Source organism: Alcanivorax sp., assembly GCF_002726155.1.
Taxonomy (GTDB): domain Bacteria; phylum Pseudomonadota; class Gammaproteobacteria; order Pseudomonadales; family Alcanivoracaceae; genus Alcanivorax.
In genome coordinates this window covers 1-23,687 of the sequence record NZ_PBSH01000052.1, presented here as the reverse complement: position 1 = coordinate 23,687, position 23,687 = coordinate 1, and the positions used below count along the sequence as shown (strand labels likewise).

General features: G+C 57.6%; 27 protein-coding genes. 7 read left to right on the top strand and 20 right to left on the bottom strand.

Annotation, left to right across the window (positions count from 1 at the left end; translation table 11 throughout):
* Positions 1-17: 17 nt before the first annotated feature.
* From CL546_RS15770 to CL546_RS15755, 4 genes are all read right to left on the bottom strand, one after another.
* The gene (locus CL546_RS15770; RefSeq protein ID WP_290496639.1) at positions 18-1,130 is read right to left on the bottom strand and encodes a DUF1513 domain-containing protein; all 1,113 of its coding nucleotides are present in this window, start codon (positions 1,128-1,130) and stop codon (positions 18-20) included.
* 77 nt (positions 1,131-1,207) lie between these two features.
* Complete coding sequence (locus tag CL546_RS15765; RefSeq protein WP_290496638.1) at positions 1,208-2,242, bottom strand: imelysin family protein; 1,035 nt, start codon at positions 2,240-2,242, stop codon at positions 1,208-1,210.
* A 37-nt stretch (positions 2,243-2,279) separates the two neighbouring features.
* Positions 2,280-3,674 (bottom strand): di-heme oxidoreductase family protein, encoded by a 1,395-nt coding sequence (locus CL546_RS15760; RefSeq protein ID WP_290496636.1) that lies wholly within the window; start codon positions 3,672-3,674, stop codon positions 2,280-2,282.
* A gap of 115 nt (positions 3,675-3,789) precedes the next feature.
* Positions 3,790-5,079 (bottom strand): imelysin family protein, encoded by a 1,290-nt coding sequence (locus CL546_RS15755; protein ID WP_290496634.1) that lies wholly within the window; start codon positions 5,077-5,079, stop codon positions 3,790-3,792.
* Positions 5,080-5,346: 267 nt separating this feature from the next.
* Between CL546_RS15755 and nhaD the strand changes: the two genes are divergently transcribed.
* On the top strand, positions 5,347-6,576 hold the full coding sequence (gene nhaD / locus CL546_RS15750; RefSeq protein ID WP_290496632.1) for a sodium:proton antiporter NhaD: 1,230 nt from the start codon (positions 5,347-5,349) through the stop codon (positions 6,574-6,576).
* 39 nt (positions 6,577-6,615) lie between these two features.
* Here nhaD and CL546_RS15745 read toward each other — a convergent pair whose 3' ends face one another.
* Together CL546_RS15745 and CL546_RS15740 are read right to left on the bottom strand one after the other, a co-directional pair.
* Positions 6,616-7,149: a hypothetical protein gene (locus CL546_RS15745; protein ID WP_290496630.1), complete on the bottom strand. Its 534-nt coding sequence runs from the start codon at positions 7,147-7,149 to the stop codon at positions 6,616-6,618.
* Between the two features lie 84 nt (positions 7,150-7,233).
* Complete coding sequence (locus CL546_RS15740) at positions 7,234-7,509, bottom strand: hypothetical protein (RefSeq protein ID WP_290496629.1); 276 nt, start codon at positions 7,507-7,509, stop codon at positions 7,234-7,236.
* A gap of 222 nt (positions 7,510-7,731) precedes the next feature.
* On the opposite strand from CL546_RS15740, the gene CL546_RS15735 reads away from it, so the two are divergent.
* The gene (locus CL546_RS15735) at positions 7,732-8,040 is read left to right on the top strand and encodes a hypothetical protein (protein ID WP_290496628.1); all 309 of its coding nucleotides are present in this window, start codon (positions 7,732-7,734) and stop codon (positions 8,038-8,040) included.
* Here the strand turns inward: CL546_RS15735 and CL546_RS15730 are convergent, their stop codons facing one another.
* A complete protein-coding gene (locus tag CL546_RS15730; RefSeq protein ID WP_290496626.1) occupies positions 8,041-9,150 on the bottom strand; it encodes a BamA/TamA family outer membrane protein in 1,110 nt (369 codons plus the stop codon).
* Between the two features lie 161 nt (positions 9,151-9,311).
* On the opposite strand from CL546_RS15730, the gene CL546_RS15725 reads away from it, so the two are divergent.
* Entirely contained in the window at positions 9,312-10,880 is a 1,569-nt protein-coding gene (locus CL546_RS15725) for a phospholipase D family protein (protein ID WP_290496624.1), read from the top strand.
* An 18-nt stretch (positions 10,881-10,898) separates the two neighbouring features.
* Here the strand turns inward: CL546_RS15725 and CL546_RS15720 are convergent, their stop codons facing one another.
* From CL546_RS15720 to CL546_RS15710, 3 genes are read right to left on the bottom strand one after another with little or no spacing between them, the layout of a single operon-like run.
* Positions 10,899-11,153, bottom strand: a complete 255-nt coding sequence (locus CL546_RS15720) for a hypothetical protein (RefSeq protein WP_290496622.1) — start codon at positions 11,151-11,153, stop codon at positions 10,899-10,901.
* 58 nt (positions 11,154-11,211) lie between these two features.
* Entirely contained in the window at positions 11,212-11,751 is a 540-nt protein-coding gene (locus CL546_RS15715) for a DinB family protein (protein WP_290496621.1), read from the bottom strand.
* A 33-nt stretch (positions 11,752-11,784) separates the two neighbouring features.
* The gene (locus CL546_RS15710; protein ID WP_290496619.1) at positions 11,785-12,030 is read right to left on the bottom strand and encodes a serine protease; all 246 of its coding nucleotides are present in this window, start codon (positions 12,028-12,030) and stop codon (positions 11,785-11,787) included.
* A gap of 197 nt (positions 12,031-12,227) precedes the next feature.
* Between CL546_RS15710 and CL546_RS15705 the strand changes: the two genes are divergently transcribed.
* The 4 genes from CL546_RS15705 to CL546_RS15690 are packed head-to-tail and all read left to right on the top strand — an operon-like array spanning position 12,228 to position 16,582.
* Complete coding sequence (locus tag CL546_RS15705; protein WP_290496617.1) at positions 12,228-13,019, top strand: DUF3348 domain-containing protein; 792 nt, start codon at positions 12,228-12,230, stop codon at positions 13,017-13,019.
* Entirely contained in the window at positions 13,016-15,262 is a 2,247-nt protein-coding gene (locus CL546_RS15700) for a DUF802 domain-containing protein (protein ID WP_290496615.1), read from the top strand. Before CL546_RS15705 ends, CL546_RS15700 begins: the two co-directional genes overlap by 4 nt.
* Positions 15,262-15,900, top strand: a complete 639-nt coding sequence (locus CL546_RS15695; protein WP_290496613.1) for an OmpA family protein — start codon at positions 15,262-15,264, stop codon at positions 15,898-15,900. The genes CL546_RS15700 and CL546_RS15695 overlap by 1 nt, the downstream gene beginning before the upstream one ends.
* Positions 15,890-16,582 carry a DUF2894 domain-containing protein gene (locus CL546_RS15690; protein WP_290496611.1) on the top strand — a complete coding sequence of 231 codons (693 nt, stop codon included), beginning with the start codon at positions 15,890-15,892 and terminating at the stop codon, positions 16,580-16,582. The genes CL546_RS15695 and CL546_RS15690 overlap by 11 nt, the downstream gene beginning before the upstream one ends.
* A gap of 213 nt (positions 16,583-16,795) precedes the next feature.
* Here CL546_RS15690 and CL546_RS15685 read toward each other — a convergent pair whose 3' ends face one another.
* From CL546_RS15685 to CL546_RS15640, 10 genes are all read right to left on the bottom strand, one after another.
* Positions 16,796-18,880 (bottom strand): BCCT family transporter, encoded by a 2,085-nt coding sequence (locus CL546_RS15685; protein WP_290496609.1) that lies wholly within the window; start codon positions 18,878-18,880, stop codon positions 16,796-16,798.
* 79 nt (positions 18,881-18,959) lie between these two features.
* Positions 18,960-19,532: a DUF502 domain-containing protein gene (locus tag CL546_RS15680; RefSeq protein ID WP_290496607.1), complete on the bottom strand. Its 573-nt coding sequence runs from the start codon at positions 19,530-19,532 to the stop codon at positions 18,960-18,962.
* Between the two features lie 131 nt (positions 19,533-19,663).
* Positions 19,664-20,041, bottom strand: coding sequence for a VOC family protein (locus tag CL546_RS15675; protein WP_290496606.1), 378 nt, complete (start codon positions 20,039-20,041; stop codon positions 19,664-19,666).
* Between the two features lie 111 nt (positions 20,042-20,152).
* Complete coding sequence (locus tag CL546_RS15670; RefSeq protein ID WP_290496604.1) at positions 20,153-20,539, bottom strand: RidA family protein; 387 nt, start codon at positions 20,537-20,539, stop codon at positions 20,153-20,155.
* An 89-nt stretch (positions 20,540-20,628) separates the two neighbouring features.
* Positions 20,629-21,207: a Swt1 family HEPN domain-containing protein gene (locus tag CL546_RS15665; RefSeq protein ID WP_290496603.1), complete on the bottom strand. Its 579-nt coding sequence runs from the start codon at positions 21,205-21,207 to the stop codon at positions 20,629-20,631.
* A 1-nt stretch (position 21,208) separates the two neighbouring features.
* Complete coding sequence (locus tag CL546_RS15660; protein WP_290496602.1) at positions 21,209-21,853, bottom strand: DUF5343 domain-containing protein; 645 nt, start codon at positions 21,851-21,853, stop codon at positions 21,209-21,211.
* 113 nt (positions 21,854-21,966) lie between these two features.
* Entirely contained in the window at positions 21,967-22,365 is a 399-nt protein-coding gene (locus CL546_RS15655; RefSeq protein WP_290496600.1) for a hypothetical protein, read from the bottom strand.
* Positions 22,366-22,482: 117 nt separating this feature from the next.
* A complete protein-coding gene (locus tag CL546_RS15650; protein ID WP_290496598.1) occupies positions 22,483-22,713 on the bottom strand; it encodes a hypothetical protein in 231 nt (76 codons plus the stop codon).
* Between the two features lie 52 nt (positions 22,714-22,765).
* On the bottom strand, positions 22,766-23,092 hold the full coding sequence (locus tag CL546_RS15645; RefSeq protein ID WP_290496597.1) for a hypothetical protein: 327 nt from the start codon (positions 23,090-23,092) through the stop codon (positions 22,766-22,768).
* Between the two features lie 391 nt (positions 23,093-23,483).
* Positions 23,484-23,687, bottom strand: a 204-nt coding sequence (locus CL546_RS15640; protein WP_463671048.1) for a hypothetical protein, incomplete at its 5' end; no start/stop codon positions are given.

Genomic DNA, 23,687 nt, shown 5'->3' with positions numbered 1-23,687 from the left:
GCGGGAGAATGCACGGCTTAGCTCAGCCACAGGTGGTTATCCCACCAGCCACCCGGCAGCTCCAGCCACTGGCTTTGTACCTCTGCGGTGCGGCTATCGTAGTAGCGGCATTTGCCCTGCCCCGAAGTCACCGCAAAACCGCCCGGCACCGCGCCAACCCCGGCACAGTCGGACATGGGCGCATCCAGCAGCGTGTCACCGCTATCCAGATCCCAGATAAAGAAACGGTTTCCCCGTGGCGCGGTCATGGCCACTTGTCGCTGCTCGCTGTGAATGGCAATGCTGGCGGTGTATTGATCCATCATCGCCAGTTGCGCACGGCTGACCGGGAACGGTTGATAGGCTTCCCCGGGCCGCTTGATCGCCAATAACGGCACACTGTTGTAGGCCGGGCCATGGTACTGCTGGCCAGTGATCACGGTGCCATCGGCAGCCACATCCAGATGGCGGATGCTGCTTTGTGCGTCGGCCAGGGTTTCCTTGCTGATCAACTCGCCATGGCGGCTCATGATCACCAGGCTGGGCGCCATGGCGTCCAGATTCATTTCCTCACGGCTGCCGCCTTCCGTGCGAATGCCCCCGTTACCGATCACCAGGGATTCACCGTCCGGCATCCAGGCTAGCTCGTGGGGGCCGACACCGTGGGTGGTCGCCTCGCCGTCATGGGTCAGCCGCAAGACAGCCGGATCAAGGCGGTAACGCCCCAGCACACCGCGCCCCGGTTCACGGGTATCGTTCTCGGTGGTGTATAGCCACTCGCCGCGGGCATGGAATACGGCATGGCCGTAGAAATGCCGATCCGGCTGACTGCGCAGGGTTTGCAGCAGTCGGCCATCGCGCAGGTCGATCAGGTAACTTTCCCTCGCCGGGCGGCGCCCCACATACAAAGCCACCGGCAGAAACGGGTGGCGAGCCACCGCATGGCAGCGTTCGGCCACTGGCGTGGCAAACGCCCGCTTGCCGTTCAGGTAATAGCCCACGGCATAATGCTGACCGGCATCATCGTTGCGGGCAGACAGCAACAGGGGAGATTCACCCGCCGTGCCAGTCCATAGCGCCCAGCCACCCAGCGCGGCCACACCGGCCATCGCCGCACCCGCGCCCAGCAACTTCCGCCGTGTCAGTGACATAACGCTCTCCTGCAAGCCCGCACTGCCAACGCCGGGCCTGGCTTTTCTAGCCTTTAACTTTTAACTCGCAACTGACGCTAATCGCCATCGTTGGCGTTAAAACCGATCTGGATATTGAGATTGCGGGCCAACTCCGTCTGCTGACGGTTTTCCAGATTATCCAGCGCGGCATAGAGCGTCGTCAGCGTCTCGCTGTTTGCCGGCGCCTGCACCAGCTCCATCAACGGCGCAGGCAAGGCCGCAAGCTGGTTGGCCACATCCGCATAGGCCTGGTCGATGTCTTTCACCAGGGCCGCATCACTCACCAGCGAACGCACCCGCTCCCACACCGCCTGCGCGCCTTGCAGCGACGCCTGCAGGTTTTCAATGGACTGTCGGCTACGCCATGCTTCTGCCTGGTAAGGCTGCACCACGCCCTGATTCAGGCGCCCCATGGGGGTACCCAGCTTTTTCTTCAGCACATCCACGCCGGTGATCTGCGTACGCAGAATCGCCGCCAGGCCTTCCTCCGCCGTGGCGTAACGCTCATTAGGGAAATCGCGCAACTGCGCCAGCATGCCGCCCGGCTCATTCCACAGCGCCAGCACCGACTCGGACAGCGCCAGCTGGTGGCGGGCAATGCCGGTGAGCAGCGGGCAGTAGCGGTCATGGCTCTGCGCCAGGGCGACCGATTGATCAAACAGCACATACTCAAATGCCGTCAGTCCCTGCACCACCACGCTGGCCTTCTCCAGCTGCTCACGGGTCAACGAATCCGTCTCGTCCAGCAACGATTCTGTTTGCCGCACCACCATGTTGCGCTTGTCCGGCCAGAACTGAACCTGCCAGCTGCGGTTGCCTTCGGATAACGGGCCGACCATTAACGGTTGCAGATGCGACCACCGGGACTGGGCCTGATAAAACGCGGTTTCCAGATCATCCACGGATGCCTGTGGAGCCGCGCAGTACGTCTCCACGGCGTCCACCAGGGCAGCATTGCTGTCGCGCCACTGCTGATGGGCCGGCAGCAGCACATCGTTGGCCAGCTGAACGGTGACTTCCTGGCGCGGGTTACTGCACGCCACCAGCAACACAGACAATGACACCGACACCAGTACACTCAGAGCACGCATGATCCATCCTCAACCTTAAAACCGTTACAGAAAAAAATCACAAAGAGTTCAGAAACGCCAACAGCGCAGCACGTTGCTCGGCATCAAACACCAGCACCGCGTCCCGTGACCCGGCCGCTTCGCCACCATGCCAGAGAATGGCCTCCATCAGGTTGCGGGCACGACCATCATGCAGGAACTGGGTGTGGCCATTCACCGCCTCGGTGAGGCCGATACCCCAGAGCGGCGGCGTACGCCATTCCTGACCATTGGCCAGAAACTCCGGGCGACCATCCGCCAGCCCCGGTCCCATGTCATGCAGCAACATGTCGGTGTAAGGCCGTATGGTCTGGTTGGCCAATTCCGGTTCGGCGGCGTCGGCACCGGTGGTGAACACGGGCACATGACAGCCCTGGCAATTGGCCTGGAAGAACAGACTTTTGCCCGCCAGCACCTGCGCATCATCCACATTCCGGCGGGCGGGAACCGCCAGATTACGGGTATAGAAAGTGACGTTATCGAGAATCGAGTCGCTCACTTCCACCTCGCCGCCATTGGGCATGGCAAGGCAGTCTGGCTGCGCGGCGGAGCAGGAATCCGTGGGCACCAGATGGCTGGTCAGCCCCATGTCGTTGGCGAAGGCTTCCGCATTCTGCTGGCGCAGACTGGGCTGGCCCGCTTTCCAGCCGAACCGCCCCATGGCCGTGGTGTTGTTGCTGCGATCCCAGACCCGGTTGGCCCGGCCGCTGATGCCATCACCGTCCTCATCGTCCGGGTCGGCGTGGGCCAGCAGGTCCGCTTCAGGGATGGCTTCGAGCAGGCCCAGCCCGATCACTGGCGGGGCAATGCGGGCGGAAAACAGGGTCGCCGGGTGCATCTCCCCATAGGCCAGATTACTGAAACTCAGGCGAGGCTCGCGCAACTCCACCTGATGGCCATCCGCAAAGGTGATTGTGCGGGGGCGGTAATCCACCCGTACCCGCCCTTCCGGTTCAATACCCGGAATGGCTGCGTCCTGAAACTGCCCGCCGTAGATCGGCTCAGGCATCAATCCGCCCTGGGTCAGGTCATCCTCGGCCGCCGCCGGCACGGACAACCGCACCAGCATGGAAACCGCCTGCTTGGCGTCAGGCCCGGGCGGGTGCCCGCGGCCATCCTTGATATGGCAGTTCTGGCAGGCATTGGTATTGAACAACGGCCCCAGCCCGTCACGGGCATCGGTGGATGCTGGCGCAATCACCCAGGGGTTACGAAAAAAGCTGTTGCCCACACTGAAGTCCAGCCGCCGGGACGGCGACAGATTGGCTAGCGGTAACGAGAACGCATTCTGGTCCGTCTTGGTGACCGTGGCCTCGCCCGCAGACAGCTGCTCGCCGGGCTCGGCTTCGGTGAACGTGGGGCCGGCATCACAGGCCGCCAGCAGGGCGGCAAGAGTCAGCGGGAGATATCGCAAGAGCAGGGCTTCCTTCTTTCTTGATGGCTGGCGGGCAGCTGGCTACAGGAGCGCGCCTGCACCCCAGAGAGGCTTCAGCCCCCTTGCGTGCATGCGCGCCTTTCAGGTTCTAACGTCAGAAGCTGTGGTTCGCCGTATCCGGGTTCAGGGCCTGAATGTTCAGCACCCGCGCCGCTTTTTCAATGCTGGTGGTTTGCACGACCAGGGCGTCAATGGCGGCATTCACCGTGTCGGCACCCTGCGTATTGCCCGGGGCAATCAACTGGTCGAAATGGGTGCCCTGATTGGCGCTGTCTACCAGCACCTGCAGCGCCGCCTCGCTGGCGTTCAGGTCGATTTTCAGCTGGCGGTCCGCCGCTGGCTGGTTCGCCGCCACCAGGTCGCTCAGCGAGGGGCCCGTCAGGGTTTCCCCGTTGCTGCGCTGATACTCGCCCAGGTACACATTGCGAATGCCCTTGCCATTATAGAAGTGCGACGCATGGGTGTTATCGCTGAAGCAGTCGTGCTCGTCTTCTGGGGAATGCGCCGCCAGCGCAACCTTCATACGCTCGCCGGCCAGCTCGCCCAAAGACAGGCTGCCCATACCGAACAGCATCTTGCGCAGGCCGTTTTCCACGCTGTCCGCTTCCAGCTCGGCCCGGTAGTTTTCTTCACCCGGTCGCCATTCATCCACCATCACTTCCAGATCGTCGATCAACAGATCGGTGACCACCGACAGGTATTCGCGGCGACGCTCGTTGTGACCGCCCGTTGCATCCGCGCCGGTGGCGAAATCCGTTGCCGGGCGCTGGCCGGCACCGGTGTCAGTGCCGTTCAGGTCCTGGCCCCACAGCAGGAATTCAATGGCGTGGTAACCGGTCGCCACGTTCACTTCTGAGCCACCCAGTTCGTTGAGGCTGGCCAGCAACTCCGCGTTCAGGTCGGTCAGGTCCAGAGTCTGTTCACCGATTTTCAGTGACTCACTGGCAATGATATTGGCGCGGGCACCGGGGTTACCCATCACCGCCTGATAGTCCTCGTCCACGTAATCGATCAGGCCTTCATCCAGCGGCCAGGCATTCACCTGCCCTTCCCATTCATCCACCACTGCATTGCCGAAGCGGAATACTTCTGTCTGCATGTAGGGCACCCGCGCGGCACGCCAGGCATCGCGAGCGGCAGCCAGGTTGGCCTCGGTGGGCGCTGCCAGGAGGGCATCGATCTGTGTCTTCAAGGCCCGTGCACCGGACAGTGCGTCGCCAAAGGTGGCCAGCGCCACATCAGCATAATGGCTCACCACCCGCTTGCCCTCTACCTGGTCATAGGCCGGAGCCGTGTCGGCGTCGGTGGATTGCGGGTCGTCGCTGCAGGCAGACAAGAACAGGGAAGCCAGTAGCAGGCCCCCGGCGGACAGGCGGGTCAGCATGAAAATTCCTCGATGACATCAGGCACAATAAGTAAAACGCACCGGCACACCGATGCGAAAGCAATCAGGGTGCACATAATGCGAATTATTCTCATCTTTTTAAAGGGGGACGGGCAAAATTTGCCCACCTTTGCCCGTTTTTCGCCCACAATTCGCCGGATAACCACGGATAAACAGGCCGTTTCCGGGTGAACCCTGTTCACAAAAAGCCTAATATAGCGCCGCCCTCCACTCTTCACCTTCTGCCTACAGTGCGAGTCGCCCGTTATGACTACCGTTTTGCTGATCCTGGTGGCGCTGGGCTTTTTGTCCATCGTCGTCGAAGACATCGTTCATATTGATAAAGCGAAAACCACCCTGTTTTTCGGGTCGTTCGCCTGGCTATTGTTCTTTATCGCCCCCCCGGCCCACCTCAGCCACGACGCGCTGATGGAAAGCCTGAACGAAAACCTGCTGGATATTGCCACCCTGTGGCTGTTTCTGATGGCCGCCATGACCTTTGTGGCCTACCTGTCCAGCAAGGGCATTATCGATAGCCTGGTCAACAAGCTGCTGCCCGAGCACATCAGCGAACGCAAATTGATGCTGCTCACCGGCCTGTTTGCTTTCCTGTTCTCTTCCATGGCCGACAACATCACCGCCACCCTGGTATGTATCGCTGTGCTGATGAACCTGAACCTGCCGGCCAAAAAGCTGATGCGCTACGTGGTGCTGGTGGTGTTCTCGGTGAATGCCGGCGGCACTGCCCTGATCACCGGGGACGTCACCACGCTGATGATCTTTCTGGCAGGCAAAGTGGAAATCCCGGACCTGCTGTTACTCAGCCTGCCCGCTGCCGGGGCCGTGGCCGTGCTCGCCATCATGCTCTCGCTGGGCCTCAGTGGCGACGTGCATATCCAGAAAAAAAACAGCGCCATTGAGCGCGGCGACAAGGTCATTGCCCTGCTGTTCTTTGCCACCATTGTCGGCACCATCGCCGCCAACGTGGCGTTCGGCATTCCGCCGGTGTTGTGCTTCCTGTTCGGCCTGTCGCTGATGTTCATGGTGGTGCAGTTCCTGAACAAGGACGAACCGGTTCTGGAATACATTCGCAAGATCGAGTTCGACACCCTGCTGTTCTTCCTGGGCGTGTTGCTGCTGGTCGGCATGCTCAAGGAACTGGGGATGCTGGCCTACTTCCCGGCACTCTATGAAGTGATGCCGCCAGTGGCCGCCAACTTCCTGGTGGGCCTGGCCTCGGCCCTGTTTGATAACGTGCCGCTCACCGCCGCCCTGCTCAATTCCGGCATCGAAATGAACCTGGCCCAGTGGTTGTCGTTGACCTATTCGGTGGGAGTGGGAGGGGCGCTTCTTGTCATCGGCTCCGCCGCTGGCGTGATCGCCATGAGCAAGATCGAAGCACTGACGTTCGGCAGCTACCTGCGATACTTCGGCTATCTGTTGGTGGCGTATAGCGTTGGGTTTGTCGCGGTACTGGGGCTCGGCCAGCTGCTGTAGGCTCCGCTACCGCGCCGGACCGGGGCGACCCGGTCCAGCCTACCAGCGGCCTTCGCGCCGTAGCTGATTCTTCCATTTTCGCCAGCGGGGTTCTGCGTACGCCGGGCGGGGCTTGAGTGACCGCAATGGCACCCAGCTCCCCTCATCCAGCCGGCCTACCCATTCGTCATCGGGCAAGAATGCCTCCCCTTCATGGGATTTCCCATGGCAGGTATAGCGGAAACGCAGCAACCACAGCGTTTCTTCTTCACCCTCTGGCTCATTGTATTGCGTCACTGACAACACCGCCCCATCCACATTGGCGCCATGTTCTCTGAGCAAGGCCCGCTCGTAGTAATAGCCGATGCTGCTGACGCTGGTCACCAGCGCCATGATCATGACCCCAATGCCGACCAACGCAAAGAAAGCCCCGCCAAACGCAGCCCCCCAATCATCGCCACCTTCAAACCAGAGCAGGCTGACGCCAACCGCCGCAAACGGCAAACCGAGAAAGAAGAAAAGCATGAAGAAAAGGGAAAAATGCCGACGCGCCGATTGCAGCAGCAGCGGCCAGCTGAGCGGCCCAATGGCCATAGTGCGACTCCCGTCCCTAGACAACCAGACAGAAGCATACCGAAAAAGCCCCCGGACCCCGAGGGCTAACAGACCACCATCGAATCAGTTGGCGCCGTAAAGATCGCTGTCCAGATCCTTCAGATCCTTGTCCAACTGTTGCCAGTTAGCCTGGCCATCCACGCTGTCTGCACCGGTCAGTTCATGGTATTCGTCAATGCGTTGCTGCAATTCCGTCAGCACATCCTGCAGGGCAAGCTGGTGCCGCTCGGCTTCGGTGCTGCGGTCTCCGCCCCCCTGCTTTTCCAGTTGATCCAGCTCGGCTTCCAATTCATCCAGCTTGCCTTTGATATCGGCAATCATCTGTTTACCGGTTTCCATAATCGCAACTCCTTGTTCGATCAGGGATTCACAGGCGAACCCGGTTTTCAGAGTGGCCCTATTCATTGAACAGGGTCAAGTCTGACTCCGGCAACGGTACAGACGGTCAGACAATCGGGCACCAATACGTGTTCCCGGGGCCCATAATGGTTATGGTCCTTGTTAACGGTTTTCGCTACATTGCGGAACAGCCCCTTACCCGATTGACCATGCAGGCCGACAATGAAAAAAACAGCAGAACGAGCAGAGCTGCTCAAGGACATGATTCAGGAAGCCATTGAAGATGGCGCCACCACCGTGGAAGACGTACACCAGCATATTGCCGGGCTACCGTTTGACGCGCTGGAGAAGCTGGGTCTCTTTGAAGACAAGGCGCCAGCCCTGAAAGAAAAACAACGCAAAACCATTGGCCTCGTCTACGACACCATTCGCAAGGTGAACCAGGAAGTGGGCGCACTGATTTCCGAGCAATTTGCCGCACTGGAAGATGCCCGCACTGCCGCCAAAAACATGGACAAAAAAGAAGACTGATCAGCGCCAGCTGGACCCCGCCTGAATATACCAGGCGGTATCCTCCGGCCCCCGGGCAATATCAATGCCCATCGTCATCCCATACCGGCGAGCGATCAGATAGCGAAACCCGGAACCGTAACTATTTGCGACTTCAGCCTCTGACAAATCCGAAAGGCTTTCTGCGGCACGTCCACCGCCACCAAAAAAGTTAAACCGCCAGCGAGGACTGGCTTTCCAGATCGCCTCCACTTCTGCCACCGCGACCGCCTTACCCTGATAGCGAACAGCCGGAATGCCGCGCATATCCACATAAGGCAACACATAAGGTGGCAACCGGGTACTGTCGCTCACATCGACACCGTCATACTGAAGACGCAGGGCAAAATTGAAATGCTCGTTAACGTTCCAGTAATTCAGGCCCTCCAACGTATAACTGGCAAAGTTGATATCACTGCCAACACTGTCCCCGTACCACACATAATTACCCGCATAATAAAGCCCGGACTGAGGAGCCAGAGGATTATCCCGGCTATCATACTCAGCCAGCACTCCCAGCCCTGAGGTGCTAATTTTATCCCCCAGATTGTTTTGCAAAAACGTATTCACCGCCTGTTCAAGCCGGGGATTGGGCAACGATATATTTTCTTCAAGGGACAGTTCGACCTGTCGGTAAACCTGCCTTGCTCCCAGCATCCAGCGGCTTTCACCCAATCGGAATTTTAATTCCTGCACGGCCGCCGGCCCTTTCACATTCAGCTCTACGGGATCACGCAGGTCGCGTCCTCCCAGGGAATAAAAGTCCAGATTCAAATCGGGAAACAAGGCAAAACCACGATAGCGAATACGGTCGTCATGCCAGAAACCTATATGTCCCAGTCCCGCTGCACGTGTTCCATTCTCTGTCGCGCCCAGCCCTACGACACTGATATTGTGAGGGATGATAGCCGCACTCTGAGCGTTTTTTTGCTGTTTCTTTTGTTCTTCACTTTCATGGAAAAACACCGCGCCCATCCCCAGGCCGGCGCCCACCGCGGGCTCTGTAATCACCATCGGGATCGGCAAGAACCCTTGCGGCACCTCGGAAAGATACCGACTGCCGTCCAGCATGCCGTCTTCCGGATCGATCATGTAATCCTGAAAAAAATCAGCCTGTGCGGCGCCAGCCATCAATCCTGTAACGACTGCCAGCATCCCTTGCTTGAGCATGACCCGATCCCTGTGTAAGTTCAGTTTGAAATTATCGCACTGTTGCGTTTTGATAATCGCAGACTTGCTGCGATGACTCCACCATGCCTCATATGCCACCCCTGATCGGGCTATTACTGGTTACCTTGCTCTCCACGGCTTGCCAGGCACAGCCCAGCTATGACCCGAGTGACCGCCCCGCCAGCGTAGGGCTTCCCAGTCCTGCTGACGGCCCTATTGTCGAAGGGCTGGAACAGCTTCACAAAAACCCCGAGCATGAAAATCAGTCCGGCTTTTACCTGTTGCACGAGGGGCTGTCTGCTTTTGTGGCACGCGTTGCCCTGATTGAAGTGGCCCAATCCTCGCTGGACCTGCAGTACTATATTGTTTCCGACGACACCTCATCGCGCATCATCATCGCCAAACTGCTGGAAGCAGCAGACCGGGGCGTTCGGGTGCGTCTTCTCGTCGACGATTTGGGCACACGTGTGGCAGAGCCGCTCGTTGCCACCCTCGAACAACACCCCAACATTCATATCCGCATTTTCAATCCGGTTGCTGCCCGCAGCGGCATTAGCCGGGCGTTTCAAATGGCCACACATTTCGGGCGCACCAACCATCGCATGCATAACAAATTGATGGTGGCGGACAGTAGCGTCCTGATCACTGGCGGGCGCAATCTGGGCGACGAGTATTTTTCCAATAGCAACGTGGATTTTCAGGATGTCGACGTGATGGCCGTGGGCAAGATTGTCCCTGACGGTGCTGCCAGTTTTGATCTGTACTGGAACACGACCGCCGCGGTGCCGATCAATCATGTTCTTGACGCCGTCGATGCGGACATGGATCTGGCCACCTTGCGGCGCACCCTGAACAGCTTTCTGGATGAGCAGACGAACAGCGAATTTGCCAACGCCCTCTCCGGCTCCAGCCTGGGCCGCCGGCTTGTAGAAGGGAAAGTCTCCCTGGACTGGGGGCAGGCTACCCTTTATGCCGACCCACCGGAAAAAGCCACCGCACGGGACACGGTGAGCCGCGACGATTATCTCGGCGCTTCACTGAAAACCATTCTCGACAGCGCCGAACAGCGGCTGCAAATCAGTTCTGCCTATTTTGTCCCCGGAGATGCCGGCGTGGCACTGTTTTCAGCATTGACCGATCGTGGCGTTAAAGTCGACATCCTGACCAACTCCCTGAGCACCACCGACGTGGCCATCGTGCACAGCGGCTATGTGAATTACCGAAAGCCGCTACTGGAAAATGGCATCCGCCTGTGGGAGCTGCGTGCCGAAGCCGGGCAGCAGGAACGCATTCACTGGTTTAAGGGCAAGTCCCGCGCCAGCCTGCACGCCAAGACCTTTGTCATTGATGACGATCGCACCTTCATCGGTTCGGTGAACCTGGATGGCCGTTCGATCTTGCAAAATACGGAAATCGGTTTGCTGATTGAAAGCGAATCGCTGAATCAACAACTCAGCCAACTGTTTTCCAGCTGGATCAGCGACGATTCAGCCTGGCACGTCAGCCTGAATGATGAGAACGAATTGCAGTGGCAAGCGAGCAATGCAGACAGCGACACGCCATTGACGGTGGATCACGATCCGGAGACGTCCCGCTGGCAACGCATCAAGGTATGGGTACTGTCGTGGCTGCCGATTGAATCGCAAATTTGATTCCCGCAAGCCCCGGCGTTACTCGTCGCTGTCGTCAGCCGCTTTTTCCTCATTCCCGTCAGCACTGCCATCGCCAAAAATATCCTTGGCGGTATCGCGGAAAAAATGCCCGGTTTCACGGGCCGCATCGCGGGTGGCGTGACCGATATCACGGGTCACATCGCGGGTCGTCTCACCAACCTGGCGCCCGCCATCTTTTATTTCCTGTTTCTGCTGGCTGGAACACGCCGAAACCATCACCAGCACCGCCATAACCATCACTATCCTGCTCATTACTGCCTCATCCTCTGTGCTCGGCCACGCGCAGTGGCGCTACCAATACAGGCCTCGCTTATTGTAAATCGTTGGCAATACGTACCAGCAAATCCGTCACACCCACATCAACGCCAACCTGCGACATCAAGGTGCTCACTTGGCCACGATGGTGAGTCTGGTGATTGAAAAAATGCGTTAACAAACTGCCAAACCGCCGCCGCGCCGCAACACCCTTGCTGTTACGGTAGGACAACAGATATTCCAGATCGGCGTCACGCAGATTCCCACACCACACCACAATTTGCTGATCCAGCCATAACCGGTGCATGTGCAATTCAGAAAACGTGTCCCGCACCGGTGCATCCAGCGCCGGCGGCGTGGGCAGAATCGTAATGGGCGCAAGGCTGTCGATACACGCCGGGTGCAGCGCAAACCGTTTTAACCACAGCGTATCCGCCACCACCAGATGATTCAGCGTCCCTTCGACAGACCCGAAAAAGGCCCCACGGTCTTGCTGGCGCACCGCATCCGGCAAGGCCGCGGCGGCCTCGTAGAGGCGCCCGTTCATCCACTGATTATAATCCGCCAGCAAACGGACTGCGCTTAATTCACTCACCGCGCCTCTTCCCGCATCTCTTCCCGCATTGACTCATTGGTCCGGATCCGCACCGGTACAAAAATGCTCAAAGCCTGCTGTCGTATTGGCAAAGCCATGGGCTTCAGCCAGCTCCCAGGGGCGCTCACAGGCGGCGGTGGCCGGGCACCATTGATAGCCACCGGACAGCAGGCAGCCGTGACGGTCCCGATCGGCGCCCACTGGTTTGCCCGGCTGGCAGCCGGAAAGCAGGCCCGACGCCAGCAGCATCACCGGTATCGCGGTTTTCCATGCGTTCATGTCGCACTCCTTTGCGTGCCGGCCCTACGACAGATTTCGCAACCCATCTTTCAACCGACCAGCGCATTATCATCGCCGGCCTTTCCCGATTAGAATGGGCGGCTGGCTACCGATCCATTCTAATCGGGAAAGGCAGCACCTTGCTGCAGCCACCGATAACCCGTTTTCCCGTATCTGCAGTCGCCATGGACAACAGTATGCATAGGACGCAAACACCCGCGCAAACCGGCCCCGCCGGCAGCCGGCTGGTACAGCTGCTCGCCAGCCTGGACCCGAAAGCCGCCGCGTCCTCGCACCCCTGCTTTGCCGAACGGTTGGGGCGCCTGTTTGACCTGTCCGACACCATTGCTCTGGATGCCGCCACCCAGCACCGCCCCAACGGCCCGTTTACCCCCCGGGACGATATCACCGACACCCTGCAGGCCGACCTGCTGAAAACCCGTAACACCCTGCTGGAGAACCTGAGCTACAGCTTCGCCGGCAAACAGGCCGCTTCGGTGATCAGCCTGCCCGCCGTCAATCGCGATACCCCGGCAGACAAACGCCCCACCTTTGGCCCCTATGAGCGCTTCCACCAGGCCCACCAGCGGCAAATGATTGCCGCGCTGACCAACCTGCGCCTGCGTGCCCGGCGCCAGCTCACCGCACACAGTGCCGAGCTGGCACGGCTGGCCGAGCTGGATGCGGTGTTCGAGCACAGCCTCTCAACCTACGTACGCCGCTGCTTTACTGCCCTGCCCGCCTTTCTGGAAAAGCGTTACCGCACGCTCTGGCAGCAGGGCCAACACACACCACCGCAGGACTGGATGGCCGCCAACGGCTGGCTCGCCCAATTCTGCCAGGAAATTCAAATGCTGTTGCTGGCTGAACTGGACGCCCGTCAGGAGCCCATTCTGGGCCTGCTGGGCGCAGCCACCGCCGCGTCCTCAGACGCAAACACCGGCTCCACGTTCGCCACCATTGATCACAAGGAAAGCACCACCCCATGAGACGTTTTTTGTTTGCTCTGCCCTTTGCCCTTGGCGCCGTGGCCGTTATCTGGATTGGCGCCACCTTTTTGCGCAATCCGGTGGCCCTCACCGTTACCCTGCTGATCGCCGCCGTCTACGGGCTGGGCTTTCTGGAACTGCTACGCTACCGCCGCGACACCGCCCGGCTGGATCAACAACTGCAGCAGCTCCCCGAGCCCGATGCCGGCCGGGATTCCCTGACCCGCTGGCTCACCGACCTGCCCCGCACCCTGCGCCATGCTGTACAACGCCGCGTCGACGGCCAGCCCTCCGCCCTGCCAGGCCCGGTGCTGACCCCTTACCTCACCGGCCTGCTGGTCATGCTCGGCCTGCTCGGCACCTTTGTAGGCATGATCGTCACCCTGAAAGGCGCCGCCACCGCCCTGGATGGCAGCAGTGAATTGACCGCCATTCGCAGCGCCCTGTCCGCGCCCATCGCCGGCCTGAGCCTGGCCTTTGGCACCTCCATTGCCGGGGTAGCCGCCTCCGCCATGCTGGGCCTCACCGCCACCCTGTGCCGTCGCGACCGCATGGAGGTCTCCCGCCATCTGGACGACGCCGTAGATGGCCAGCTGTACCGCTTCTCCCTGAATCACCAACGTGAAGCCGCCTACGCGGCTCTGCAAAGCCAGTCACAAGCCTTCCCGGAACTGGTCACCGCCCTGCAGACCCTCACCGGGCGCATGGAACAAATGGGCGAGCAGCTCACTGGCAATCAGCAAGCCTTCCACAACGGACTCCAGGAGCAATACCAGGGGTTGGCGCGCTCCGTGGGCGATTCCCTGCGTGACACCCTGGCCGATAGCAGCCGCCTGGCCGCCGAGAGCGTACAGCCGATCATGGCCCAATCCCTGGCCAGCCTCAGCGAGCAGGTTCAGGGCACCCACGAAAAGCTCAACGCCATCACCGAACAGCAACTCGGCACCCTCACCGAGCGCTTCCGCGACACCACCGAACACGCCGCCGAACAATGGCGCGCCGGCCTCGCCGAGCATCAGCAAACCAGCGCCCGGCTGGTCAACGACATCAGCACGTCCCTGGCCGCCCACCACGACCAGTTCCAGCACAACAGCGACACCCTGCTGCAACAGGTCCGCGACACCCAGCAACAACTGGGCAACGCCAGCGAACAACAACTGGCCGCCATTACCGAGCAATTCCAGGCCGCCACCCGCCAGGCCATGGACAGCTGGAACGCCGGGCTGGAAGTCCACCGGGCCAGCGGCGCGGAACTGCTCCAGCAGGTACAACGCACCCAGCAGACCGTGGCTGAACAGAGCGAAAAACAGTTCGCTGCCATCGCCGGGCAATTCCAGGCCAGCACCGAGCAAGCCAGCCAGCACTGGCAAACCGGCCTCAGCGAACAGCAACAAACCGTGGCCACGCTGGTCAGCGAGATCCGTAGCGCCCTGCACGAGCACAACAGCGAATTCCGTGACAGCGCCGCCGGGTTACTCAGCGGTCAGCAAACCGGCATGGACAGCCTGATCAAGCAACTGGGCGAACAACTCAATACCCTGCGTGATCAGGAAGCGGCCCGCGGCGATGCCGCCAGCGAGCGCCTGGCCGGGCTGGAAACCACTGTCACCGAGCATCTGGGCCGTCTGGGCACCGCCCTGGAAGCACCGATGACGCGACTGATCGAAACCGCTTCGCAGACCCCCAAAGCGGCCGCGGAGGTGATCACCCGCCTGCGCGAGGAAATGACCCACAGCAGCGAACGGGACAACGAACTGCTGGAAGAACGCCGCCGCATCATGGCCGAGCTGGACACCCTGCTCAGTGGCCAGCAAGCCGCCGCCAGTGCCCAGCGCGACGCCATCGATACCCTGATCCGCACCTCCAGCGAAACCTTGAGTCAGGTCAGCGACACCTTTTCCCGGCAGGTCAGTGAACAGGCCTCCCGCCTCAATCAGGTGGCCGGCGATGTCACCGGCAGCGCCGCCGAAGTGGCCAGCCTCAGCGATGCCTTTACCGCTGCCGTGCAGGTATTCAGCAGTGCCAACGACACCCTGCTGGACAACCTGCAGCAGGTGGAAAGCTCGCTGGAGAAATCGTCCGCCCGCGCCGACGAGCAACTGGGTTACTACGTGGAACAGGCCCGCGAGGTGATCGAGCTGAGCATGGCCTCACAGAAAGACGTGATTGATGCCCTGGCCAGCCTGCGCCATAGCGAGGCGCCCGCGCAGGATAGCCAGCGCCCGGCTTCCGAGGTCAACTGATGGACGAATTACACGACAGCGATGCCCAGGCCTCGCCGGTCTGGGCCATCTTCTCGGACCTGATGGCCGCGCTGGTGGGCATTCTGGTGCTGTTACTGGTGTGGGTAATCGGTATCCAGCTGGAATTAAGCCAGTCTCTGGAGCAGGAAAAAGCCAAACGCCTCGCCGAAGAACAGCGCCGCATGGCACTGGAAGAAGCGCTGGCCGACCCGTTAGCCAGCGGTCGAGTAACCTTCCACAACGGCCGCATCGGCATCAGTGGCAGCGTGCTGTTCCAGCTCAACTCCGACCAGCTGCAACCGGAAGGCGAAGCCCTGCTAAGCGATCTGGTGAAACCACTGCAGGTATTTCTCAGCCAGCATGACGACATGCTCATGGTCAGCGGCTTCACCGACGACCTGCCCATCAACCGGGGCAACGGCCGTTACGCGGATAACTGGGGCCTGTCGGCGCAGCGAGCACTCACCGTCACCCGCACCCTGATCGAACAGGGCATGCCGGCGGACCAGGTGTTTGCCGCCGCTTTCGGCGACAACCAGCCGGTGGCCCCCAACAACGACGCCGACAGCCGTGCCCGTAACCGCCGGGTAGAGCTGACCACGGTGCCAAGGCAAAGCGAGGAAGCCGATGCACCCTGATCACGCCGCGCCCTCGCCCACACTCGGCGCCCTGCTGGAGCGGCTAACCGCCCTGCGCGAACAGGGCGCGGAATATTTCGAGCCGGTGCAGTTCCACTACCTGGCCAGCCTTGCCCAACGGCTGGCGGCGCTGCCTGAGCCCCCCATCAGCACACAGGGCAAACTGGCTAGCCAACTGAGCGAGTACGAAGACGCGCTGAATCAGGCACGGGAAACCCTGCAACGTGCCGGGGAACCCACCGACAATCCTGGCCAGTTCCGCTCTCTGCTACGGCGGCGCCAGACGGCAAACCCGTCACCGTTTGCGCCCTTGCAGCAGGCCTACCGTGCCGCACCTGCGGATGAGGACGCGCAAGAGCACAACGCACTGGCAAGCATGTTGAAGCAACAGGAAACCCAGGTTCTGGCAGACAATGGCGCCAGCCCCCCACCACCGCCGCCCCGACAACGGGAACTGAGCGCCTTGCGCCAGCTGCGTAGCCAGCGGCAGGCACACCAGGCTCGCCAGCGCATCGACGATGCTATTACCCAAACGCCCAGTGACGCCGGCCCCCTCAACTCCCACCGGCTGGTGACCCGCTCCATCGAAACCCTGCGCGAGCTGTCACCCGCGTATCTGGAACACTTCGTGAATTATCTGGATACCCTGATGAGCCTGGAAAAACTGGCACGCAAACGCTGAACTCTCACCCTTCGAGTTTTGACTACCCTAAATGTTGGATTACGCCTTTCAGGCTAATTCAACCTACAAAACCAGAGAGTCGTCTGGTTTTACAGGTCAGATTTACCCAAGGGCACAGAGAGCCTAAAGGCGTAATCCGACATTGGCCTGAAACGAAAGACGCCCCAACATGTGGGGCGCCCGAGCGATAACACCATTTCGGTTAGCGAGCCATTACACCGGCTTCACACTCCCGTCGCCTTCTCCATTATTCCCTTCACTGTCGTCACCGGGTTGATCGCGCAGCAGGTCATCGTGCTCCGCCATTTCCCAGGGCAGCTTGCCCGGGGCCACATTCAGGAAGTGCAGATAGTTTTCAAACTGGTCGAGCATATCGCGGATGATATCCACCTCATCGTAACCGAACACATCGTAGGAACGGCCGCCACGGCGCAGGAACACCTCGGCGCGGCAATACTCATGAGCATCGCTCACCTTGGCCTCGCGGCTGCTGTAGGCGTATTCCGGCACCGGCGTGGTAATCAGGCGAATATCATAGATAAAGCCCACATGCTCATCGCGGTTCACCACCAGCTCGGCACGGATAAACTGCTCGTCGAAATCCACCGCCGCATCCCAGCCAGCCTTGCGCAGCTCTTCGACCACCTTGGTCATACTGCCCATGGCAGTCTCACGGATGAAGGCTTCCACTTCTTCCCGGGTAGGGTAACGAATCATGGCAGTAAGACGGTGGCGCCACTGGCTGCCCGTCATATGGCGACTATGGGCCATATGCGCCTGCAAGCTGGTTTCCCGATGCCCCTCAATCACCAGCGCCCGCCACATGCCCACGGCGGCCAGTAGAATGATGATCGCAAACGGCAACGCACTGACCATGGTCATGGTCTGTAGCGCACTCAAACCGCCGGCCAACAACAGCACAGACGCGATGGCACCTTCCAGCACCGCCCAGAAAATCCGCTGCCAGGCCGGAGTTTCCAGCACGCCACCAGACGCCAGGGAATCCCCCACCAGCGAGCCGGAATCCGACGACGTCACAAAGAAGGTCACAATCAGGCACACCGCAAGGAACGACACCAGCGTGGACCAGGGCAGGTGATCGAACAGCTGGAACAGGGCCACCGCCTTGTCCGCCTGCACCTGAGTGACCAGCTCGGTATAGCCTTGTTCCATGATCGCGTTCAGTGCCGTATCGCCAAACACCGAGAACCACAGGAAGGTAAAGATACTGGGCACCAGCATCACCCCGACCACAAACTGGCGAATGGTGCGGCCACGGCTGATTTTCGCAATAAACAAGCCCACGAAGGGCGCCCAGGCGATGGTCCAGCTGAAAATAAACAGGGTCCAGTTGCCGATCCAGTCACTGTGCGTATACGCCTGCAAATTAAACGTACGCTCGACAATATTGCTCAGGTAACTGCCCGTGTTCTGCACAAAACTTTCCAGAATATGGACGGTGGGGCCGACCACAAACACGAACAGCATCAGTGTCACGGCCAACACCATATTCAGGATCGACAGGCGCTTCACACCCTTGTCCATCCCGGCCACCACCGACACCGTCGCCAGCGCGGTAACAATAGCGATAGCGCTGATCTGCACCATGTTGCCCACCGGCACATCCCACAGGTAATTCAGCCCGGCATTAATCTGCGCCGCCGACAGGCCCAGGGTAGTGGCGATACCGAACATGGTGCCGAGAATGGCAAACACGTCGATGGCATGGCCGATTGGGCCGTAAATTTTTTCACCGATGAGCGGATAAAACGCTGAGCGCATGGACAACGGCAAACCGTGACGGAAGGCGAAATACGCCATCACCAAACCGACCAGCCCGTAAATCGCCCAGATATGGAAGCCCCAGTGGAAGAACGCAATCTGCATGGCCTGCTTCGCCGCATCCACCGTTTGCGCCGCGCCCACTGGCGGCTCGGCATAATGCAGCACAGGTTCGGCCACACCGAAGAACAACAGCGCGATGCCATAACCCGCCGAAAACAACATGGCGAACCATTCCGGAAACGAATACTCCGCCTCACAATGGTCTGGCCCCAACTTGATGTTGCCCCAGGAGGTCAGGCTGATACCGACAATGAAGATAAAGAACAGCGCCACCACCAGCATATAGAACCAGCCGAAGTTAACGGTGATCCAGGACTGGGCAGCCGAAAACGCCTCCCCCGCCAGCTCCGGGTCGCTGATCGTGCCAATAATCAGTAATAACGCAACGATAACCGCCGGCACAAACACCGGCACGAGAATGGTTGAACTTCGCAACACAGCATTCTTCGCCATACACAACATCCTTATTCGGCAAACAGACTGGTCAGCGGTGACCGCACAAACCCCAGATTCTCTATGACCATACAGGCCGTTAACCCGCCTTTCCAGCTCCCCTCTCACGGCCCAGGTTTCGAATACAACTCACCGCCTGCGGCATACTCATGGTCAGCCGCTCAACGCGATCGGCGGCGACTTGGATCAGCGACCCCGACCAGGGATCCGGCGCACCAGGCAGATAAATCGTCACCTCGCCGTCATCAGCGCGCCCCACTTCAAAACACAGTTGCGAATAATCATCGAAACGCACCTGCACCGGCACCATTAATGCCTCCCCGCTTGCGTCCAGCGACAAGGACTGGGAAAAGGATTTGATAAAGGCATAGCCGGGCAACAGCATTAACAGTCCATCGAGACGATGGTAAAACCGCCGCGCCACCCTGCTCATGGCAAACAGGCCGGCGAAGAAGCACACCAGCACCATCGCCAAAACGGCCATCAGGTCCGCCACCGCAATCCCGCCAATCGATTCCAGAGGCACAAAGCGCTGCACCGGTGCCGCCAGGCGCGACATAAGCTCAAACGCCTTGCCAAACACCACCATCAGCACAACAACCGGGATAAGAAACGCCACCCCGCCAATCAAGGTTGCCTTGAGAAAATGCATCCGTTCATCCTCATTGCTGAATGACTTCTGGATAGCATATTAATGGCCGGGGGACTAGCAGGGAGGGACATGTTCACTGAAACAAAGAAGAGAGGCCTGGCGTGCAGCTCCGTAAGTTATATCGGCCTGATTTACGGTCCGTCTGGATCAATATCTTCACCAAACATGATCCGGTGACCGTCCGGTGTGGCTACACCAAACTCACGCAACCCCCAGGGCTTATCTGCGATCTCCTGAAAAATATCAGCGCCACGCTTTTGGTAATCCTGGTAAAGCTCGTCGATGCACTCACAGTTCACATAGGCGAAATACGAATGCTCGTTGGTGTCACCGGCAGATGTTTCGTCCGGGCAATGTCCCACCATTACATGAAAACTGCCCAGGCTAAGAAACGACCAGCCGTCTACATGAAAACGGACGGAAAACCCAAGCTTGTCCAGAAAGTAGTTTTCCGTGGTTTCGAGATCCTTGACAGCCAGCACATGCTGGGTTGCTTTTACTTTGAACACCGGTGATTCCTTTCATGGGTTTACTTGCAGGCATAACGCGCGCCATAAGTGGCGGCCTGACAGGGACGCCCGATGGAGGACCGTCGGCCCGGAACAGACTCAATGGCCTCGTTATACCTTCTCAAGGACACAATCGATCTCCGTCTCTACGAGCCAGGCCGGGTTGATAAATCGACTCACTTCAACAAACGTGCATGCCGGCTTTATTGCAGAAAACAGCTCACCATGTGCTTTGGCGGCTTCCTCCCAACGGGAAATGTCAGTAAGCATAATGCGAGTTCTGATTATATCTGTCGGTTTTCCACCAGCTTCCTCGATAGCCCGAATAGACAACTCAAGGCAATACTTGGTCTGCCCATAGACATCCCCAACACAAGTAGTTTCACCATTATCTATGGGTGCCGTGCCCGAAACCGAAATCATGTTTCCAACTCTGCATGCTCTGGAAAACCCAATCGGTTCTTCCAGAGGAGAGCCTGAACTTACCAGTTTTCTCATATACCCCTCCGTGAGATATAACGCTCGCATTTGCGGCTGGTTTGGAGCGCAGCGGAAATCCAGTCCGACAACATGCGCTTGTTAGCTGCTTACTCCATCAGCCTAAACCAATCTCCTACAGTAAGGCGGAGTCGAACTATTTCATCTTCTGCGAGTGGGCTGCAATGTGCTATAGGCCCTCTTAGGAGATTCAAGTTGTTCATGACTCGGTTGAAGCCTTTCTGGCTGTTGAAAAGATCACCAAATTTATCCCAGTTCTTTCGAACAATTTCGCCCAGCTCACCAAACGTCGTGTAGTCTAACTCGTCATCTGATCGCTGAGTAAATGCTGAGTCTACTTCTCGCTGGATATTATCCTTTACATTTTTCCTAATATGTTCGGGAATTTCTGCTTGGTTCCACCAGTCTTCACCTAGCTCTGACACCAGCTTTTCACTTACGATATTTCGTATAGATACTTCCAGGCAATAGAATAATTCATAGTGAATTGCCATTTCTCTTGCTTCAGAGCGGATAGAATGCTGGAACTGAGGATAATATTCTTCATCCTTGTCCGATTCATGGCCTGAATCTCGGCCTAAATCGATCTTTAGATCTTTCTCGACATAATCTAATGTTCTTTCTGCCATTTGGTTAGAAATGGCAAATAGCTTTATTTTGTCTTCCATATTATTTCTTCAGTAGGTTTTCTCTTAAGCTCTTAAATATTGCATTGAACACCGCAACATCATCTGTCTTCGGTAGTACCAAATTAATGGTATAAGACAAATTGAGGCCGATTTCGCCATCATCGCTGGAAATACTAGTCGGGCCGACGGGTATATTCACTTCCGTATCTGCACTATCTGGTTTTTCGTGAACGATATCTGCCGTAGATACATCAAAGTCTGCAAACCCTTTCAGTGCTTCAAATGAGCCAACAACCGCCTGAACAGTTTTATTGCCCTTCTCCGACCCCGTCATCTCCATGATGAGACCTTCCAGATCCGCCTTGCTCAGGCTATGGGCGTATTCATTTCTGGAATAAATATCTGCGTAGCCTTTTTTAATGGCTTCAGCCATAGCAGCTTTAGCTATAGAGGAGTTTGTGTTTCTAAACTGCTTGTATAGATCCGTTGGGCTTCCATCACCTCCCAAAAACCCAATTTTTTTGGCGAAAGAAATGAAGGCTCTAGCACTTCCCCCACTAAATCCAAGTTCGGTAGCGAGGTAATCCTGAGTAAATCTATCTGGTGTTGCAGCAACTTTAATTTTATCTAGTATTTTACTGATAAGCCCCGTAGCGTTCATGTAGGGTGGATATGATTTTGCCATTCTAAATTCCTTCTCGATTTTAATTATTTGGTGCAGCTAACGCCCGGCGCAGCGGGCAAATTGGAGCGACGGAGGAGCGGAAATTTGATCCGCCTGGCGCCGCTTGTTATGCATTACTTGTCGCCGACACTTTTTTGGACCCTATTGTTTAGTTCAATAAAGTCTCTTACGAGCTGGTCGCAAACGTCTTTTGCAGCACCGCAACGAGCCCTAGTTTCAATCAAAATAGAACCTTCCTTCTGTACCACTTCACGTTTTACATACGAAGGGTGAGCCGGATGCGTTTCTGGCGTAAATGAATACAGAGTCCTTTCTGACTTAACTTCTGCGATTTGCCAACCACGCTCAACTCTCACTTGCACATCAGGATTCGATTTTAATTGCTCCAAAAGCTCTGAGACAGCCAACCCATCCGAATTGTGACCTTCATACCCGAGCTCCTCCTTAACGGTGGGGGCAGATCCGCAGCCAAAAAGTGAAGCAGCAAATACCAGAACAAATATTTTCTTCATCGATCCCCTCTTATGCATAACGCCCCAAGCAGGGGCAGATTTTGCGTTTTGAGCGCAGCGATGCAAAATTTGTCCCTCTGCCTTGGCTTGTTAGGTTCGAGAGGGGCGGCAGATGCATCAAATCACCCTTAAATTTTTCACTAGAGGGAAATAACATACCGCCAAGATTGCTGTAACGCCCAAAAACCACTCACCATCACCACCAAAATATACTCTTACCCACTCCCCTCCTTCTGGGCCGGAAAATAAAAAGGCAGCCAGGAAGAAAAGAACAAGATTTGTAACCAACCCCAACCCTGAAGCAGCTATAACCGAATAAAACTTCTGCACCACTGGATTTCTATCCATCACTTCGATACCTAACGCCCGCCATCATGCGCTTGTCGCATGCATGGCATTGTTATGCTTCTTCAGTTTCCACATTTTTTGGCATTGAAGCCTCAAGAATGGCTTGCCGAAGCCCTTTCGCGAGAAAAAAGACACCGGAAATACCAGAGATATACGCAAAATAGCCAATATATAGACCAGACGCCGTCTCATTTCCAAGCCCCAACACACCTTTAAGAAAACCAGCAACCATTGGAATTATCACCAAAAAGAGAAGCGCATTTTTCAGAAGCTTCTTACCCTTCTCTCCTGCTGTATTCGCAATCCCATTAAGAGTAATAACCAGGTAGGCGCTTGCTGCGAACATAGCGCCCGTTATAAGACCATTAAGTAATTGCATTCTTCCCCCTCTTATTTAATGCATAACGCCGAGAGCAGCGGCGGAACGTCCGCTGCCTTGCATTGTTATGTGGTGAATACACTTAGGCAGATAGGTGTGGAACAACGCTGCCGACTCCGATAGCCCAGATGTTTTCAAAAGTTGAGCTTAAAAACACACGAGTACGTACAGTTAATGTTTTCTTCATAGGCATCTCCTTAATGTTGTTTTGATCCGATGGAACCAATCTAATACTTACGTAACGCAACAAAACCAGCAGAAGAGCTATGGAGCCAACAAGCGCCACGGGAGCCATAACCTCCCCACCTATTACCCCTATCGGCCTAAATGTACTCACCATCTCCTTTCACATAACGCCGACCATCATGCGCTTGTCGCATGCATGGCATTGTTAACTGCCCCCCAAAAGAATCTCATTGTATAATTCTAGAATTGTGACTTTACCAATAACCCTGCCCCCTGAATTCATATTGATTTCTTTGCCCACACTCAAACTTTTCGGGTAATACTCAGGAGCAAGAAGCTTTATGTAAGCACGAGCAGATTCACCAGGCATCAAAATGTCATTTTCGAAGAACATTTGCTCCCCACTAGT